Raw genomic sequence first — 16,581 nt, forward strand, 5'->3', positions numbered from 1 at the left:
ATTCAACTATTTGTGGCCGCCGGCCACGCCTGACGCGCGACACGGCGGCACAAAGCAGTCACTGACCGTAGCCGATTTCCGTGATTCGGTCGCAGTGCGCGTTTGAGCTGGCCGTGACCTCATCGTTATGGTCATTGGGCCGCTGGGGACGACCTCGGCGGCTACTCGACTCTGGAAGGCTCTCGTGTCCCCTCACCATGACGTGTCGGAAGCAGGACGTACGGCGCCACGTCGTACTCCGGCCGGCGCCCGTCGGGTGGCGAAGCACCGCCTGACCCGTCGCTCTTCCGTCCGTGGCGTCCAGCTGGTCGGTTTGACCGCCGCTCTCGCTGCCGCCGCCGGTACCAGCGCCGTCGCTCTGTCCCCCACCGCAGGTCCGGCCACCGCCGGCACCGCCAGCACCACCACCAGCTCCCAGCAGCTGGACGCGATCACCGCCGCGCGGATCGAGCGCCGTGAGCTCGCCACCCGGGACATGTCGCGCTTCGAGCTGTCGCTGGAGTCGACCCGCAAGGCACAGGCCGCGGCAGCCGCCGCGGCCAAGGCCCGCGCCGCCAAGCTGGCCGCCAACGCGAACCTGACCCAGCGCCGCGCCGCAGCCTTGGCCGCGGCCAAGCAGCTCGCGGCTCGCAAGGCGGCCGCCGCCGCCAAGGCCGAGGCGATCGCCAAGGCGAAGGCAGCAGCCAAGGCTGAGGCGATCGCCAAGGCGAAGGCAGCACCCAAGGTCGTCCTGCCCACCACCGGTTACCGCATCACCGCGACCTTCGGCCAGGCCGGCGGACGCTGGGCCAGGAACCACACCGGCCTCGACTTCGCGGCCCCGATCGGTACGCCGGTCCGCTCCGTGATGGCCGGTGAAGTGATCCAGGCCGACTACGAGGGCGCGTACGGCCGTCAGGTGAAGGTCCGGCACGCCGACGGCACCGTGACGTCGTACAGCCACATGTCCGAGTTCACCGTCTCGGTCGGCGACTCGGTCCAGGCCGGCAGCCAGGTCGGTTCGATCGGGGTCACCGGCAACACGACCGGCCCGCACCTGCACTTCGAAGTACTGCCCGGTGGCGACGGCCCGATCAACCCGAAGCCCTGGCTCATCGAGCACGGTGTCAATCCGTAATCGCGTCAGTCCAGATGTCTGGCCAGGACGTGGGTGTCGACGTACTGGCCGTCGATCACGAACTCGCGCGGAAGAGTTCCCTCGACGACGTACCCGTGGCGCTCGTAAAGCCGCCTTGCGACGGTGTTCGTGCCGTGGACGAACAAGGTGATCTTGCGAGCGCCGCGGCGTTTCGCCTCGTCGCCGGCCGCGGTCAGCAGGATCGAGCCGATCCCGCGCCCGCGGGCTGAACCGGCGACCGCGAGTCCGTTGACCGACAGGACACCGGCCCCCTCGGGGAACGGGTACTTGTCCTGCAACCGCACGTAGCCGACGACCTCACCGTCCAGCTCGGCGACCAGATGCGCGTCCGGCCCGCTGCGTTCGCTGAAGAACGCGGTCCGATCGGGAGCCGTCATCGACGGGAACCCCGACGAGGCGTCCCACGCCGTCAACTCGATCGCCAGCAACGCCGCCTCATCGGCCTCAACAGCCCGCCGCACAGTCACCTCACCCATACCCCCATCCTCACCCGCCACCGGGTGCAACAGAGTCCCGGGGTCAGGCCGGTTGCAAGGTAACGCTGGCTGTCAGGCCGCCTGGGGTGCCGGGGGTCAGGGTGAGAGTTCCGTTGTGGGCGGTCGCGATGGCGGCGACCAGTGCCAGCCCGAGGCCGTGCCCGCCTTGCCGGCCAGGGCGTTGGGCGAGCCTGCCACGACGGGCGAACGGTTCGGTCAGGGTGGCAACCATCGATGGCTCGAGCACCTCGCCGGTGTTCTCGACGGTCAGCCGCCCGCCGGGCCGGACGGTCAGCTTCGCCGTACCGCCGCTCGGGAGGTTGTGGCGGATCGCGTTCTGGCCGAGGTTGACGATCAGCTGGCGCAGCAGGGTTTCATTGCCCGCGACAACTGTTTGCTGGAGGTCCACGGTGAGCGTCACGCCCGCGGCCTCCGCCTCCGGCCGCAGCTCCTCGACCGCCCGCCGCGCGACCTCCGCCAGGTCGACCGGCTCCAGCTCGACCTTGCGGTTGCCGAGCGACGCGAGCGCCAGGAGCGCCTCCACGATGTCGATCCCGCGCTGGTTGGTCTCGTGCAACCGGCTGGCCAGCTCCCGCACGTCCTGGTGATCGGGATCGGCGATCGCCACTTCGAGCATCGTCTTCATCACGGTGTGCGGGGTGCGCAGCTCGTGCGAGGCGTTCGCCGCGAACCGCCGGTACTGCGTGAACGACCGCTCCAACCGCTCGAGCATCTCGTCGAACGTGTCGGACAACTCGGTGAACTCGTCAGGCCGGCCGCCCAGGCCGATCCGATGATCCAGCGACCCACTCGCGGCCAGCCGGGCAGCGGCCGTGATCTCCTGCAACGGCCGCAGCATCCGGCCCGCGATGATCCAGCCGCCCGCCATCCCGATCACCGCCAGCAACGCCATCGCGTACGCCGACAGCTTGACCACCAGGTCGAGAATCTCGCCCCGGGTGGCGACCGGTCCGACGTCTCGGGGATTGGCCGCAGTGAGCGGATAGTTCGGCACGAACCGCATGACCGCGTAGATGATGACGGCAACCACCCCGCCGGCCACGACCAGCAGCAACGCATAGCTGAGCGTCAATCGAAGCCGCACAGTCAACCGCGGTCGCCAATTGACCAGCGACGCACCGGCGGTCGACGAGCCAGACCCAGCCTCGGCCGGTACTACGGGCGTCGCGCTCATGACTCGCCGATCCGGTAGCCCACGCCGGGGACGGTGTGGATCACCCACGGATCGCCGAGCGCCTTGCGCAGCGTGGAGATCGTGATCCGGACGGCGTTGCTGAACGGGTCGGTGTTCTCGTCCCAGGCTCGCTCCAGCAACGTCTCGGCACTGATCACTCCGCCCTTGGCCGTCATCAGCACCTCCAGCACCGAGAACTGTTTGCGACTCAGCTTCACGTAGCGCCCGGACCGGTACACCTCCCGCCGGAACGGGTCGAGCGTCACCCCGGCGTACTCGATCACCGTCGGCGTCGACACGGTGGGCCGCCGAGCCAGCGCCCGGAGCCGGACGACGAGCTCCTTCAGCTCGAACGGCTTGGTCAGGTAGTCGTCGGCACCCACCTCGAACCCACTCACCTTGTCGTCCAGCTCACCCGCGGCCGTGAGCATCAGCACCCGGCACGGCAGCCCTTGCGCGACGATCCGGCGGCACACCTCGTCACCGTTCGGCGCTGGGATGTCCCGGTCCAGCACGACGACGTCGTACTCCGTGACGGCGAGCGAGTCGAGCGCGCCGACCCCGTCGTACGCGAGATCGACAGCCATCGCCTGCAGCCGCAACCCGGCCCGGATCGCCTCGGCGAGATAGACCTCGTCCTCCACGACCAGAACCCGCATAACCCCTATTGAAGCAGGCGAGGCCTATCAAAAACGTATCCGGAAACGCTGACGCTCTCGCAACATCACGCCAGGTTGGCTTGGCCGCATGCTTCCCGACGAACTCGTTGCCACCCGCAAGAAAGAACAACGGCTGACCGCGCTGATCGCTCTCGCAATAGTTGCCGCGGTCATCAGCTTCGGCCTGGCCGCCTGCACGTCGATGGACGACCACCGCCCGGTCTCCAGCTCCTCGGCGACTTCTCCCGGCCCCGAGGACGGTGTACTCCCGGACAACGCGTCACCTTTCGACACGTCGCTGCCCGGGGTGGCGAACCTCAATCCCCAACTCCTGAAGGCAATCCAGAACGCCGCCACGGCAGCCGAACGAGACGGCATCACACTGCACTTGACCACCGGCTGGCGCAGCCGCACCTATCAGCAAGAACTGCTGGACAAAGCGATCGCCAAATACGGAAGCCGCGAAAAGGCCGCCGAATACGTGGCCGACCCCAACGAGTCCCACCACGTCACCGGCAGCGCGATCGACGTAGGCCCCACCAACGCGGACGACTGGCTGAACCGCAAAGGCCACCGCTTCGGCCTCTGCCAAACCCTCGCCAACGAAATCTGGCACTTCGAACTAGCCACCACCCCCGGCAGCAAATGCCCACCAATGAAGAGCAGCACGAACAGCGGCTAGCTCACGACGACAGGTCGGGATGAGGTGCGGTCGTCAGGTCGACGTCCTGGTTGTACACCTCGCGATTGCGGTCGTCGAACTCCTTGACGTTCAGCCAGGCAGCCCGCGAGCGGGTCGTCGGGTACTTGGTGGCCGAGAAGTACTGCAGGAATCGTTCCGTTCCACCGTGCGGGAAGTTTCCGCGCTGGACGACCAGCATCGGGTCGTCCGCCTGGCCGGCCGTCAGCGCGGCCCGGATCTCGTCGTCGCGGGCCACCGCGGCGTCGTACCGCAGGTGGTCACGCACCGTCTGCTGGACCCGGCGGATCTCGTCGAGCGAAGCGCCGTCCTCCCAGAGCCGGACATGGAAACGGCCGCCGCCCAGGTCGCTGACGCGGCCGACCGGCAGGCCCGCGATGGCCTCGTAGTCGATGACGAGCGCCGCGGCGGGACCGAACCACACGTCCTGCGCGGGCCAGAGGCGCATCCCTGGCACCTCGGTGATCCGGCCAGGGTGTCCGGAGACGTCGATGATTTCGTCGCCCCACTCGTCCACAGTGCGCGGCAGGTGTTCCCACGGGCCGTCCCACCACATCCGGTAGTGGTTCGGGTCGGTCTCGCCCTGCCAGCGCGCGTCGGTGAAATCTCCGGACGCCCCACCGAGAAGTCCGGGGAGGTCCAGCAGCGCCGCCACCAGCCTCTCAGTGGCCGGTACGCCGGAGACCATCACCTCACCGCACGTACCGAGCACGCTGCACCCCAGTCCCGGACCGGCGCCCTCGGTCTCCAGCTCGAACCCGTAGACCTCAGGTGTCGCCAGGATCGTCTCCCAGACCGCATCGTCGTACGACGCCGTGATCCCTCCGGCCCCCAGCGCCTGGACCCGCGCCTCGTTCGGCCGAAAGCCGAGCTCAACAGACCGGAGCACGTCACAGAGCAGCCGCAGGTCCAGCCCCGGGAGGAAGGTGAACACGGTCCACTCACGGGCTCGCTGAACTTCGACACAACCGCCAGTATCCAGGTTTCCGGCGGAACCGGTCCGGGGCTCTACGCAGGTTCGGTGGGTGGGTCTTCTGCGGTTGCCAAGGGGCGTTGGGACCAGGCGACGTCGTGCCAGGCGTTGTGTTTCCAGCCGATCTTCCGGTAGGTGCCGATGGGTTCGAAACCAAGGGCCGCGTGCAATCCCTCGCTGGCCGGGTTGGGCAGGGTCATGCCGGCGACAGCCGTCCGGTACCCGCGCTCGGTCAGTCGCTCGAAGAGCGCCTCGTAGAGTGCCCGCCCACCGCCAGTGCGCCGCCGCCCGGTCTCCAGATAGATGGACACCTCACAAGACCACCGGTACGCCGCCCGCGGCTTCATCGGGCCGCCGTACGCGTACCCGACCACTCTGCCCTCGTCATCCTCGAGCACCAGCCACGCATGCGTGCGCACCGAGCGCGTGATGCGCCCGGCCATCTCCTCCACCGTCGGCGGCTCGAGTTCGAACGTGATCGCGGTGTCCCGGACGTACGGCGCGTAGATCGCCGCGCAGGCCGCGGCGTCGAGTTCGTTGGCCTCGCGGATCTTTCCCATGCCACAATAGTAGCCACAACTGCCGCTATAGTGGCAAGCATGGAAGATCCGCTGTCCGCCTCACTCGCCGCGACCCTGCAGTCCGCCCGGCTCAGCCGCGACCTGTCGGTGAACGCGCTCGCCGACCGCTCCGGCGTCTCCCGAGCGATGATCGGCAAGATCGAACGCGGCGAGGCCCAGCCGACCGCCGTACTGCTCGGCCGGCTCTCCGGCGCCCTCGGCCTGACTCTCTCCGAGCTGGTCGCCCGCGCCGAAGGAAGCACGGGCGACCTCCTTCGCCGAGCCGCCGACCAGCCAACCTGGACCGACCCGGCCACCGGCTACCGCCGCCGGGCCATCTCCCCCGCCACCGAGGGCCCACTCGAACTCGTCGAAGTCGAGCTTCCCCCCGGCGCCGAGGTGTCGTATCCAGCCGACGCCTACATCTTCAAGTACCAGCAGATCTGGGTCCTCGAAGGCAACCTGCACTTCCGCGAGGGCGACCACCTGCACCAGCTCTCCACCGGCGACTGCCTCCAGCTGGGCGCCCCCGCCCCCTGCACCTTCATCAACCCCGCACAGGATCCCTGCCGCTACCTGGTGGCACTGGTCAAAGGCCGCTGAGCCGGTACGCCGAACCAACGGCCCGCCGCCGCTCGCAGCCCTTCCCGCTCCGCATCCCCAGTGCTGTCTGCCGCCCAAGCCACATACCCATCGGGCCGCAGCAACATCGCCAGCGGAGCCCCTGGCGTATCGGTGCTGGCGGCAACAATCTCCACCCGGTCACTCAACGCCTCGCCCGCAAAGAATGAATCACCGGAGAAGTCGAGCAGCACCGCCCGCCCCGCCCGAGTCACCGAAGCCAACCGCACCGGCCCGTCACCGCGATCGAGCACCAGATCAGGCGCCCACCGCCCGACCAGCGGATGCGCACCGTCGAAGTACCGGATGTCCGCGCCGGACATCAGATCGGCAAGGTGCTGCACGTTTCGCGGATAGCCGAGAAGCTCCGTGAACAACTCCCGCAACGCGGTCACCTCACTCCCGGGCGCGATCAACGCCGCCTGCGCCTGCGTGTGCATCACCACCCGCTTCCCCACCGGCCGCCGCTCAGCCTCGTAACTGTCGAGCAACCCCTCAGGCGCCCATCCCTGGATCTCACCCGCAAGCTTCCACCCGAGGTTGATCGCATCCTGCAGCCCGAGATTCAGCCCAGGTCCACCGATCGCCGAGTGCACGTGGGCCGCATCGCCGACCAGCAACACTCTCCCCTCGCGGAACCGCTCCGCCAACCGGCTGTTGCCTCCGGCAATTCGCCGCAAGATGTGCGGGCCGTCCACCTCGGGAGGCGACAACGGCAACGAAGCCCCCAGCACCCGCTCGGCACTCTCCTGGACCTCGGCCAGCGTCACCGGGCCGTCCGCCGGCGAATCCCACTCCCCCGTGCTCATCGCCGGCGCCCGCCCCGGGAACGGCGCGAAGACGAACAGCCCACGCTCGGTCCGCAGATGCCGGAACGGCGGGATCACCCCGAAGCCAGGCACGGTCAACGCCAGCGTCGCCGGGTCGACCCACCCTTCGGGCACCGCCACACTCGCAGTACGGGAGACCATCCTGTCCTGAATGACGCCCGGGAAATCGATGCCCACCAGCTTGCGCGTGAGACTGCGGCCACCGTCGGCACCCACGAAGTACCGGGCCTGTACTTCGTACTCTCCCTCCGGCCCGGCGATCTGCGCCGTGACCGCATCGGCCGTCTGGGACAGCCCGACCAGTTCGTGCCCGCGACGGATCTCCACACCAAGCTCCAAAGCGCGCTCCTGCAGCACCTCCTCGATCCGGACCTGGGGAACGCCCAGCAGGTACAGCGGATTGTCATCCAGTACGTCGAGCTGCAACGGCAACGCCCCGAAGACGAAACCGGCAACAGGTTCGGGCGGCCCGTCCTCGCCCGCCAGCCGCTCGTACAACCCGCGCCGGTCGAGCATCCGGACGACCTGACCGACCAACCCGTTGGCCCGCGGTTCCGTACTGCGTTCCGGCAACCGTTCGAGCACGATCGGCCGCAGCCCGGCCAGCCGGAGCTCGCAGGCAAGCATCAGTCCGTTCGGGCCGGCACCGGCGATCACGACATCTTGCAGCATGAGCAGTGTCCTTCCAGTCTGTTTTCGGGCGTGCGTCATCGCCCCGGGAACACCGGGGTGTCGTTCAGCAACGGGTCAGTTGGGCTCGGGCAGCCCGGCCTCGACCCGGTCGAGTGCTTCGGCCATCAGTTCGGCCATGGATCGAGGCGGGTCGGCGCGCAGCCACTCCGCGGTCGCCGCCGCGGCCGCGGCGCCGACGACGGCGGCGACCAACTGCGGATACAGCCCCGAGGTGTTCGTCCGTTCGGCGATCGCCGCGGCCAGTTCACCACCGGCTGCCTCGTTCGCCTTGGCCATCTCCCCCAGCAAGGCGGGCTCGGTCATCATCAGCCGCACACCGGCGAGCCACTGCTCGTCCGGTTTCTCGTGACCCCCACGCCCCTCGGCGCCGAGCGTGAGGTGCTGCTCGATGGCGGCCCGGATCGCCACCCACAACGGCTCGTCGGCCGGACGAGCGCGCAGCTCCGCGGAGATCTGCAGCTGGCGCTCCACGTGCCGGGCGGCGATCGCCTCGGCCTTGCTGGAGAAGTAGTTCCGGAACGTGCGCAGCGAGACGCCCGCCTCGGCGGCGATGTCCTCGATCCGTACGTTGCCGTACCCACGCTCCACCGTCAGCCGGACGGCCGCCCAGCTCAGCGCGATCCGGGTCTCCTGCTTCTTCCGCTCCCGCAGTCCGGCGCTCTCCATGCGACCACCGTAGCAATGATTGCCGAAAGTGCAAAGATGCCTTTTAGGCAATTTTCCATTCCGGTCGTTCAGCGACAGGGTCGGCTGGAGCGTGATTGGCTGAACCCCGGCCCCTCGTGATCGGAACGCAGACGATGACCGTATCCCCGCTGGCATGGTCCCTGACCGTGCTGGGAATCCTTGCCCTGCTGGCTTTCGACTACATCTTCCACGTTCGCAGCGCCCACGTCCCGACCCTGCGCGAGGCGGCACTCTGGTCCAGCGTGTACGTCGGCATCGCGCTGCTCTTCGGAGTCGGCCTGCTGCTGTTCGGCGGCACCGACACAGGCTCGGAGTACTTCGCGGGCTACATCACCGAGAAGGCGTTGTCGGTCGACAACCTGTTCGTCTTCCTGATCATCATGACCAGCTTCCGGGTGCCCCGGGAGAACCAGCAGAAGGTGCTGCTGGCCGGCATCGTCATCTCACTCATCGCCCGGGCCGGCTTCATCTTCCTCGGCTCGGCCCTGCTGAACACCTTCTCCTGGGTGTTCTACCTGTTCGGCCTCGCCCTGCTGATCACCGCGGGCAACATGCTCAAACCGCAGACCGAGGAGTCGCACTCGGCCCAGAACGTGATCGTCCGCCTCGCCCGCCGCCTGCTCCCGACCACCGAGTCGTACGACGGCGACCGGCTGATCACCCGTCAGGACGGCCGCCGGATGATGACGCCGATGCTGCTGGTGATGGTGGCCATCGGCGGTACCGACCTGATGTTCGCGCTGGACTCGATCCCCGCCATCTTCGGGTTGACCCAGAACGTGTTCATCGTCTTCACCGCGACCGCGTTCAGCCTGCTCGGCCTGCGTCAGCTCTACTTCCTGCTCGACGGCCTGCTGGACCGGCTGATCTATCTGTCCTTCGGGCTGGCCGCGATCCTCGCCTTCATCGGCGCGAAGCTGATCCTGCACGCGCTGCACGAGAACAACCTGCCGTTCGTCAACGCCGGCCACCACGTCGAGGTCGCGGAGATCAGCACCGGCCTGTCCCTGGTGGTCATCGTGGTCGTGCTGCTGGTCACGATCCTGGCATCCCTGTTCAGCACCCGCGGCCGCACGCAGACCGCGATGGCCAACATCCGCCGCGACGCGCTCGCCTACCTGGACGCGGACTACACCGACGACGCGGCCGAGCGCGAGCGGCTGTACAGCCGGCTGGAGGAGTCCCGCGAGCACATCGTTGCGCTCGGCCCCAAGGCCAAGCAGATCGTCAAGAACGAGCGGGAGCTGATGGAACTGTGCGCCCGAGTCATCGAGAGCCGCAACTCAGCCACCACCAGCCCCTGACTCAGCCAGTACTCCGAACCCGATCCTGATGCCGCCTGGCCTTCAACCGGTTGCCACACGTTGACATCGAGCACCAGCGCCGCGCATTCGCCTTGCTCCGGTCGATGAGGAACAACCGACACTCACTGTCGTTCTCACACGGCCGCAACCGGCCCTGCAACCCGGACCACGCAAGGACAGCCCGGGACGCGAACCGGCCACCTTCCACCTTCCACTCCACCCCGGACTCACCAACCACCGGCACTTGGCGCATCCCGTCGACGAACCGCTGGAGAACGGCCGGCGCCCGCTCGCCCCGTACTACGCCGGCGATGGCATCGCGAAGCTCGCGCACGGCCGTCGGAGTACCGGGGATGCCGTGCGCTCGCAGCCACTCGGACGCGCCCGCGCCGCGCAGCTCGTCGATCGGTACGCCGTCGACCATCCGCGCCGAGTTGAGCAGCTCGAGCAGGACTGCCTCGTCAGACATAACCGCATTGGCCATGTTGACAGGTTACATGACGGTGGTGTTAGCTCACCCTTGTAACCAGATAAAACTTGCAAAGGGGTTAGGCGATGACCGTTCACCACCGCACCGTCGAGGTCGACGGCCACCAGCTCTTCTACCGTGAGGCCGGCCCGGTCGATGCGCCGGTTCTGCTGCTCCTGCACGGGTTTCCGACCAGTTCGCACATGTTCCGGAACCTGATCCCGCTGCTGGCGGACCGGTACCACCTGATCGCGCCCGACCACCTCGGCTTCGGCTACTCGGCGATGCCGCCGGCCGACGAGTTCGAGTACAGCTTCGCCGCGCTGGCCGCCCTGACGACCGGCTTCACCGAGAAGCTCGGCCTGACGCAGTACGCGCTCTATGTGCAGGACTACGGCGCGCCGATCGCCTGGCGGATGGCGCTGGAGTACCCGGAGCGGATCACGGCGATCATCACCCAGAACGGGAATGCCTACGAGGACGGCCTGGTCGAGGAGATGTGGGCCGACGTCCTCGCGTACGCCGCCGACCCGACGCCGGAGACCGCCGACGCGGCGGCCGGGATGCAGAGCCCGGCCATGGTGAAGTGGCAGTACCAGCACGGCGTCTCGGATCAGAGTCTGCTCAGCCCCGACGCTTGGCAGCACGACTTGTCGCTGCTGGCGCGACCGGGCGCCGAGCAGGTGCAGCTGGATCTGGTCCGCACGTATCCCGACAACTTCAGGCTCTACCCGAAGTTCCAGGAGTACTTCCGGACCAGCCAGGTGCCGCTGCTCGCGGCCTGGGGCGGGAACGACGAGATCTTCCCGCCCGCCGGCGCGAAGGCGTTCCAGCGCGACCTGCCGGAGGCCGAGATCCACCTCCTCGACGCGGGTCACTTCGCCCTCGAGTCGCACGCCACCGAGATCGCCGAGCTGATCCGGGATTTCCTGAGCCGCAAGGTTGGCTGATTGCGGACACCTAGTGTCCTGAGTCGGAAGTTGCTGCAGCAGCTCCGGTGTCCAGGTGCGTGCCTGGGCGCCGGAGATGCGCAGGAACTTCCGACTCAGGACACTAGAGTGGGGGGCTATGGAACAGCGGATCAGTAGCCGGAATGCCCGGTTCCAGGTGTGGCAGGCGCTGCTGGGCAATCGGAACAAGCGGTTGCGGGCCGGCGAGTTCCTGGTGCAGGGCGTCCGGCCGATCACCCTCGCGGTCGAGCACGGCTGGACCATTCGGGCATTGATCTACAACTCGGAGCGGCACTTGTCGCACTGGGCCGCCGACCTGCTGCGGTCACAGCAAGGCGCGGAGCGGGTGAGCATGGCGCCGGAGCTGCTGGCCGAGCTCGGCGAGAAGGACGAGACGCCACCCGAGCTGATCGCCGTGGTCGAGATGCCCGCCGACGACCTCGCCCGGATCAAGGTGGAACGGGACTTCCTCGGCGTCGTGTTCGACCGCCCGACCGGACCGGGCAACATCGGCTCGATCATCCGCTCCGCCGACGCGTTCGGGGCCGACGGCCTGATCGTCACCGGGCACGCCGCCGACGTCTACGATCCGAAGGCGGTCCGGGCCAGCACGGGTTCACTCTTCGCGCTGCCGGCCGTGCGGGTGCCGTCGCAGCGCGAGGTGATGGCCTGGGTCGAGCAACAACGCACCCTCGGTACGCCGATCGTTGTGGTCGGCACCGACGAGAAGGGCGAGGCCGACATCTTCGACTTCGACCTGACCCGGCCGACCCTCCTCCTGATCGGCAACGAGACTTCCGGGCTGAGCTCAGCCTGGAAGGACCTCGCCGACCACCTGCTCAGCATCCCGATGACCGGCTCCGCCAGTTCGCTGAACGCCGCGAACGCCGCGACAGCCGTCCTGTACGAGGTCTCCCGCCAGCGTTCCCATTCCTTCAAGACCGGCGGCGCCACCAGCGCATAGCGTCACCCCCATGAGCGCAACCGTTCGAACCCAAACCATGATCGCCGTGACCGACGTCGAGAAGAGCAGCGCCTGGTACTGCGCTGTGCTGGACGCGACGAGCGGCCACGGCGGACCGGAGTACGAGCAGATCATGGTGGGCGGCACCATGGTTCTTCAGTTGCACAAGCTGGAGCTCGGGCATCATCACGGGACGATCGGCGACCCCTCGTTGCCACTGGGCAACGGTGTCGCGGTGTGGTTCGAGGTCGACCCGCTCGCGGCCGCCGTGGAGCGGATCAAGGCGACCGGCGTGACGATCGAGACCGACCTCCACCACAACCCGAACGCCGGCCACGAGGAGATCTGGCTGCGTGACCCGGACGGCTACCTTGTCGTCCTGGCCGGCTGATCAGTTGCCTCAGGCAACGGCGATGATCTCGCCGTGCAGCAGGGAGATGAACCCGGCCGGGTCGGCAGCCCAGGTGAGCCAGGCGGCCGAGATCCGCTCGAGGTCTTCCTGCGGTACGCCGGACGCCAGCGCCTGATCGGCGAGCGCAGACTGCAGGACGCGGTCGGCCCACATGCCACCCCACCAGGCGCGATCCGCTTCGCTGGTGAACGTCCAGTTGCTCGCCGTCGCGTCGACCTTCTCGAATCCAGCCTCCAGTGCCCAGGAGAGTAGGCGCCGGCCGGCATCCGGTTCACCGCTGTTCGCGCGGGCCATGCGTTGGTAGAGGGCCATCCATTCGTCCAGTTCCGGCAGCTGCGGGAACCAGGCGAAGGCGCTGTAGTCCGAGTCCCTGGCCGCGACGATGCCGCCCGGCTTGCAGACGCGCCGCATCTCGCGGAGCGCTTGCACCGGATCGGCGACGTGCTGCAGGACCTGGTGGGCGTGCACCACGTCGTAGGAGTCGTCCGGCAGGTCGAGCCGATGCACGTCGCCGACGACGAAGTCGACCTCGAGGTCGAGCTTCGCGAAGGTGGCGCGGGTGACGTCGAGCGCCTTCTCGCTGGCCTCGAGGGCCGTCGTCCGGCCGGGCTGGACCAGCCGGGCGAGATCCGCCGTGATGGTGCCGGGGCCCGCGCCGATGTCCAGCAGCGACAGGCCGGGCCGGAGCTGCGGCAACAGGTAGCCGGCCGAATTCTCGGCGGTACGCCAGCTGTGCGAGCGCAGTACGGACTCGTGGTGGCCGTGGGTGTACACGTTGTTCATGGGGACTCCTTCGTCCTCGCTGTCCCGCTCACCCTAACGGCAGATCTTGCTTTATGAGACATATCGTCTCATCCAATGGATGCACGGAGATGACCGAATATGGCCAGACCCGAGGGCGGCCGGGAGGCGAACCTTGACTCCTGAGAACCACCCACCAGGAGGAAGACAGTGCTCGCAAAGGTATTTCCCATCCACCTCAAGGACGGCAACCAGGCCAAGGCCGAGGAGCTCGTGCTGGCCTTCGCGCCGCAGGGACCCGGGCAGGAGGAAGGCACCTTGTCGTTCCGGGTCTACCGCGACCCGGCCAAGCCCGACTACATGCTCTTCGTGGAGCACTTCGCCGACCAGGCGGCGTACGACGCGCACACCGGCTCCTCGGCGTACAAGGAGCTGATCGCCGGGCAGTTCGCGGACCTGATCGTCGAGTTCGTCGAGATCGACCACGAGTTGCTGGTCAGCCTGTGACCGTGGACCGGAAGGCGCAGGCGCGGGCTTTTCGGGGGTTGCATGATGATGGGCCGCTGGTTCTGCCGAACGCGTGGGATCCGGGCTCGGCGCGCGCGGTCGAGGCGGCCGGTGCCAAGGCTGTCGCGACGACGAGTGCCGGGGTCTCGTGGGCGGAGGGAGTCGCGGACGCGGGTGGGCTCACCCGCGACGCGGCGCTCGCCGTCCTGCGGCGGATCGCGAAGGTGGTCTCCGTGCCGATCAATGCCGACCTGGAGTCCGGGTACGGCGCGACGCCGGCCGAGGTCGCCGCGACCGTGACCGACGTCCTCGCGATCGGTGTCGTCGGCATCAATCTCGAGGACAGCGTCCAGCAAGTGCTGGCCGAACCGGAGTTCCTGGCCGAACGCATCGCCGCCGCCCGCGAGGCAGCGGTTGCCGCAGGCGTCGATCTGGTGATCAACGCGCGGACCGACACCCACCTGTTCGGCGACGGCACCGGCACACTCGAAAGGGCTCGCCTGTACGCCGAAGCCGGGGCGGACGTGCTCTTCGTACCAGGTGTGGTCGACGCCGAAACCATCCGCGAACTGGTCGCCGGGTCACCGCTTCCACTGAACGTGATGACTGGCGCCGGCGCTCCGACCATCGCCGAGCTGGCCGCGCTGGGTGTCGCCCGGATCAGCGTCGGACCGGCCATCAGCGCGGGCGCCTACGGGCTCGCGGCCGCGGCAGCTACGGAACTGCTTGCTACTGGCACCTACCAAGTCCTGGCCGCGGCCTCCGACTTTGCCGCGAGCAACAAGCTATTGCGTTAGGTGCATGTACGCGAGAGCCCGCCAAGGTCTCCAAGCTTCGGATTCGCCGGTGACCTCGGCGGGAAACGCGTCGCGCGCTCCCAGCCGGAGCGCGATGTGATGGGCCGCCACTTCGGTGATCCCGTCGATCCGGGTGAGCGCCTGGACCAGGGATTCGAGCGGCTCGGCACCATCCAGCTTGAGGTTGCCGAAAGCAACCTCTTGGGCCAGTCCCCGGAGAGTCTGGCCAAGGCGACCCGGTCCGTCGTACTGCGCGATCAAGGCTTCGGCGGAGGGAAAAGCATGGGTGAGCTCGTGACGGAGCCCGGCCACCGGCGTACCGGCGGTGCTGACCAGATGGGCGAGGATCTCGTTCGCCTCGCCCGGCGCTTGGTTCCGGACGATCGCCTGGACGGCCACTTCGAACGGGCCCCACGTACCAGGAACGCGGAGACCCGGGCGAGCCTTGATCAGCGGGCCGATGACCGGGTCGCCGCCGAGTTGGGCAGCAGCCAGGACGGGTTCGGTATCAAGACCGACGAGTTGAGCAGCGCGCTCGACGACGTGGATCACGCCTTCCCAGTACGGCAGATGTGCTCGCAGCAGCAGGTGATCGGCGCCACCGGCCGTGAGCTCGAGCAGTCCGGGATCGCCGTCGAGGGCGATGGTCCGGCGATAGGTGCCGTCGACGACGGACTCGACGCCGGGGATCGCATGGGCGGCGAGGAAAGTGAGCATCGCGTCCCAGTCGTACGGCGGGGTGAACGGCATCCGCAGTACGAGGCCGCCGTCGGCAGCCAGCCGGTCGGTCCGGCGGCGCCGTTCGCGCAGCTCGCGTGGGGTTGAGCGGAACACTTCGCGCATCGCCCGGTTGAACTGGCGCAGACTGCCGAAGCCCGACGCGAACGCGATGTCGGCGATCGTCAGATCAGTGTCGTCCAGCAGCCGGCGCGCGAAGTGCGCGCGCCGCGACCGGGCGAACTGATCCGGGGTGACGCCGAGATGGTCGTTGAACATCCGCCGCAGATGCCGCGCCGACAACCCGAGCCTCGCGGCCAGTGCTGTCTCGTCGGCCTCGTCGAGCAGCCCGGTGATGATCAACTGGACCGCACGGCAGACCAACTCGGGAGCCTCGTCCGCCACAGTCCCAGCGACCCGATACGGCCGGCACCGCAGACAGGCGCGATACCCCGCTGCCTCGGCCGCGGCGGCGAGCTCGAAGGTCTGCACGTTCTCCGCCAGCGGCTTGGCGCCACACCCGGGACGACAGTAGATCCCGGTCGTCCGCACCGCGGAGTACGTAGTCACCCGCTCATCCTCCGACGCGCCTCATCGTCCGTCCAGCCAGATCCGGACAGCGTTAAGGTGCGCGGGTGGCGAAGCCGATGCTTGTGGTGGTGAGTGGGCCTCCGGGGAGTGGCAAGACGACGTTGGCTCATCGGGTGGCCGGCGCGGTGGGGTGTCCTGCTGTCTGCCGGGACGAGATCAAGGAAGGGATGGTGCACGCGAACCCGGGCTTCGTACCGGGGCCGGGTGATCCGCTGACGATGCGGACCCTGGCGACGTTCTTCGACGTGATCGGGCTGCTGATCGGGCGCGGATCCTCGGTGGTGGCCGAGGCCGCCTTTCAGGATCATGTCTGGCGTCCGGGGCTGACGCCGTTCCTGGGGCTCGCCGAGGTGCGGATCATCCACTGCACGGTGCCGGCCGACGTCGCGCACGACCGCATCACGACTCGGGCCGCCGAGAATACTCTCCGCAAGGCGCACGAAGACGGGCACCGTTCCGCCGACACCTGGCGCCGCAGCCACGACAGCTTCAACCCGATCTCACTCCCGGTCCCGACCATCACGGTCGACACCACCGACGGCTACCACCCGGACCTGCCCGAACTTGTCCGGTTTCTCGAGTACTAGGTTTCTCGAG

At 68.2% G+C, this 16,581-nt stretch carries 20 protein-coding genes; 10 read left to right on the plus strand and 10 right to left on the minus strand.

Features of this window, described 5'->3' with window-relative positions; genetic code table 11:
- Positions 1 to 202: 202 nt before the first annotated feature.
- Complete coding sequence (locus tag AB0F51_RS12240) at positions 203 to 1,117, plus strand: M23 family metallopeptidase (protein WP_360278082.1); 915 nt, start codon at positions 203 to 205, stop codon at positions 1,115 to 1,117.
- Between the two features lie 5 nt (positions 1,118 to 1,122).
- On the opposite strand, the gene AB0F51_RS12245 is transcribed toward AB0F51_RS12240, so the two are convergent.
- The 3 genes from AB0F51_RS12245 to AB0F51_RS12255 are packed head-to-tail and all read right to left on the minus strand — an operon-like array spanning position 1,123 to position 3,468.
- Positions 1,123 to 1,614, minus strand: a complete 492-nt coding sequence (locus AB0F51_RS12245; RefSeq protein ID WP_360278085.1) for a GNAT family N-acetyltransferase — start codon at positions 1,612 to 1,614, stop codon at positions 1,123 to 1,125.
- A 43-nt stretch (positions 1,615 to 1,657) separates the two neighbouring features.
- Complete coding sequence (locus tag AB0F51_RS12250; protein ID WP_360278088.1) at positions 1,658 to 2,809, minus strand: HAMP domain-containing sensor histidine kinase; 1,152 nt, start codon at positions 2,807 to 2,809, stop codon at positions 1,658 to 1,660.
- On the minus strand, positions 2,806 to 3,468 hold the full coding sequence (locus AB0F51_RS12255; protein ID WP_360278091.1) for a response regulator transcription factor: 663 nt from the start codon (positions 3,466 to 3,468) through the stop codon (positions 2,806 to 2,808). The genes AB0F51_RS12250 and AB0F51_RS12255 overlap by 4 nt, the downstream gene beginning before the upstream one ends.
- A gap of 88 nt (positions 3,469 to 3,556) precedes the next feature.
- Between AB0F51_RS12255 and AB0F51_RS12260 the strand changes: the two genes are divergently transcribed.
- The gene (locus AB0F51_RS12260; RefSeq protein ID WP_360278094.1) at positions 3,557 to 4,150 is read left to right on the plus strand and encodes a M15 family metallopeptidase; all 594 of its coding nucleotides are present in this window, start codon (positions 3,557 to 3,559) and stop codon (positions 4,148 to 4,150) included.
- 1 nt (position 4,151) lies between these two features.
- Here the strand turns inward: AB0F51_RS12260 and AB0F51_RS12265 are convergent, their stop codons facing one another.
- Positions 4,152 to 5,102, minus strand: coding sequence for a hypothetical protein (locus AB0F51_RS12265; RefSeq protein ID WP_360278097.1), 951 nt, complete (start codon positions 5,100 to 5,102; stop codon positions 4,152 to 4,154).
- Positions 5,103 to 5,176: 74 nt separating this feature from the next.
- Entirely contained in the window at positions 5,177 to 5,701 is a 525-nt protein-coding gene (locus AB0F51_RS12270; protein ID WP_360278100.1) for an N-acetyltransferase family protein, read from the minus strand.
- Positions 5,702 to 5,740: 39 nt separating this feature from the next.
- Here AB0F51_RS12270 and AB0F51_RS12275 point away from each other — a divergent pair, with 39 nt between their 5' ends.
- Positions 5,741 to 6,304 (plus strand): XRE family transcriptional regulator, encoded by a 564-nt coding sequence (locus AB0F51_RS12275; protein WP_360278103.1) that lies wholly within the window; start codon positions 5,741 to 5,743, stop codon positions 6,302 to 6,304.
- On the opposite strand, the gene AB0F51_RS12280 is transcribed toward AB0F51_RS12275, so the two are convergent.
- Together AB0F51_RS12280 and AB0F51_RS12285 are read right to left on the minus strand one after the other, a co-directional pair.
- Positions 6,274 to 7,824 (minus strand): FAD-dependent monooxygenase, encoded by a 1,551-nt coding sequence (locus AB0F51_RS12280; RefSeq protein WP_360278105.1) that lies wholly within the window; start codon positions 7,822 to 7,824, stop codon positions 6,274 to 6,276. The genes AB0F51_RS12275 and AB0F51_RS12280 overlap by 31 nt on opposite strands.
- Before the next feature lie 75 nt (positions 7,825 to 7,899).
- Positions 7,900 to 8,511: a TetR family transcriptional regulator gene (locus AB0F51_RS12285; protein ID WP_360278108.1), complete on the minus strand. Its 612-nt coding sequence runs from the start codon at positions 8,509 to 8,511 to the stop codon at positions 7,900 to 7,902.
- 134 nt (positions 8,512 to 8,645) lie between these two features.
- On the opposite strand from AB0F51_RS12285, the gene AB0F51_RS12290 reads away from it, so the two are divergent.
- On the plus strand, positions 8,646 to 9,836 hold the full coding sequence (locus AB0F51_RS12290) for a TerC family protein (protein ID WP_360278110.1): 1,191 nt from the start codon (positions 8,646 to 8,648) through the stop codon (positions 9,834 to 9,836).
- A 1-nt stretch (position 9,837) separates the two neighbouring features.
- Here the strand turns inward: AB0F51_RS12290 and AB0F51_RS12295 are convergent, their stop codons facing one another.
- Entirely contained in the window at positions 9,838 to 10,320 is a 483-nt protein-coding gene (locus AB0F51_RS12295; RefSeq protein ID WP_360278113.1) for a CGNR zinc finger domain-containing protein, read from the minus strand.
- A 71-nt stretch (positions 10,321 to 10,391) separates the two neighbouring features.
- Here AB0F51_RS12295 and AB0F51_RS12300 point away from each other — a divergent pair, with 71 nt between their 5' ends.
- The 3 genes from AB0F51_RS12300 (at position 10,392) to AB0F51_RS12310 (ending at position 12,610) form a co-directional block, all read left to right on the plus strand.
- On the plus strand, positions 10,392 to 11,255 hold the full coding sequence (locus AB0F51_RS12300) for an alpha/beta hydrolase (RefSeq protein ID WP_360278116.1): 864 nt from the start codon (positions 10,392 to 10,394) through the stop codon (positions 11,253 to 11,255).
- Between the two features lie 118 nt (positions 11,256 to 11,373).
- Positions 11,374 to 12,219, plus strand: a complete 846-nt coding sequence (locus tag AB0F51_RS12305) for a TrmH family RNA methyltransferase (RefSeq protein ID WP_360278118.1) — start codon at positions 11,374 to 11,376, stop codon at positions 12,217 to 12,219.
- Between the two features lie 10 nt (positions 12,220 to 12,229).
- The gene (locus AB0F51_RS12310; protein ID WP_360278121.1) at positions 12,230 to 12,610 is read left to right on the plus strand and encodes a VOC family protein; all 381 of its coding nucleotides are present in this window, start codon (positions 12,230 to 12,232) and stop codon (positions 12,608 to 12,610) included.
- Between the two features lie 9 nt (positions 12,611 to 12,619).
- Here AB0F51_RS12310 and AB0F51_RS12315 read toward each other — a convergent pair whose 3' ends face one another.
- A complete protein-coding gene (locus AB0F51_RS12315) occupies positions 12,620 to 13,414 on the minus strand; it encodes a methyltransferase domain-containing protein (protein ID WP_360278123.1) in 795 nt (264 codons plus the stop codon).
- 168 nt (positions 13,415 to 13,582) lie between these two features.
- On the opposite strand from AB0F51_RS12315, the gene AB0F51_RS12320 reads away from it, so the two are divergent.
- Together AB0F51_RS12320 and AB0F51_RS12325 are read left to right on the plus strand one after the other, a co-directional pair.
- Positions 13,583 to 13,879, plus strand: a complete 297-nt coding sequence (locus AB0F51_RS12320; protein ID WP_360278126.1) for an antibiotic biosynthesis monooxygenase — start codon at positions 13,583 to 13,585, stop codon at positions 13,877 to 13,879.
- 2 nt (positions 13,880 to 13,881) lie between these two features.
- The gene (locus AB0F51_RS12325; protein ID WP_360278129.1) at positions 13,882 to 14,676 is read left to right on the plus strand and encodes an isocitrate lyase/phosphoenolpyruvate mutase family protein; all 795 of its coding nucleotides are present in this window, start codon (positions 13,882 to 13,884) and stop codon (positions 14,674 to 14,676) included.
- Here the strand turns inward: AB0F51_RS12325 and AB0F51_RS12330 are convergent.
- The gene (locus AB0F51_RS12330; protein WP_360278131.1) at positions 14,665 to 15,963 is read right to left on the minus strand and encodes an AlkA N-terminal domain-containing protein; all 1,299 of its coding nucleotides are present in this window, start codon (positions 15,961 to 15,963) and stop codon (positions 14,665 to 14,667) included. The genes AB0F51_RS12325 and AB0F51_RS12330 overlap by 12 nt on opposite strands.
- 65 nt (positions 15,964 to 16,028) lie before the next feature.
- On the opposite strand from AB0F51_RS12330, the gene AB0F51_RS12335 reads away from it, so the two are divergent.
- Complete coding sequence (locus AB0F51_RS12335) at positions 16,029 to 16,571, plus strand: AAA family ATPase (RefSeq protein ID WP_360278134.1); 543 nt, start codon at positions 16,029 to 16,031, stop codon at positions 16,569 to 16,571.
- The last annotated feature ends 10 nt before the right edge of the window (positions 16,572 to 16,581 follow it).

It is taken from the genome of Kribbella sp. NPDC023855 (assembly GCF_040639475.1).
Classification (GTDB): domain Bacteria; phylum Actinomycetota; class Actinomycetes; order Propionibacteriales; family Kribbellaceae; genus Kribbella.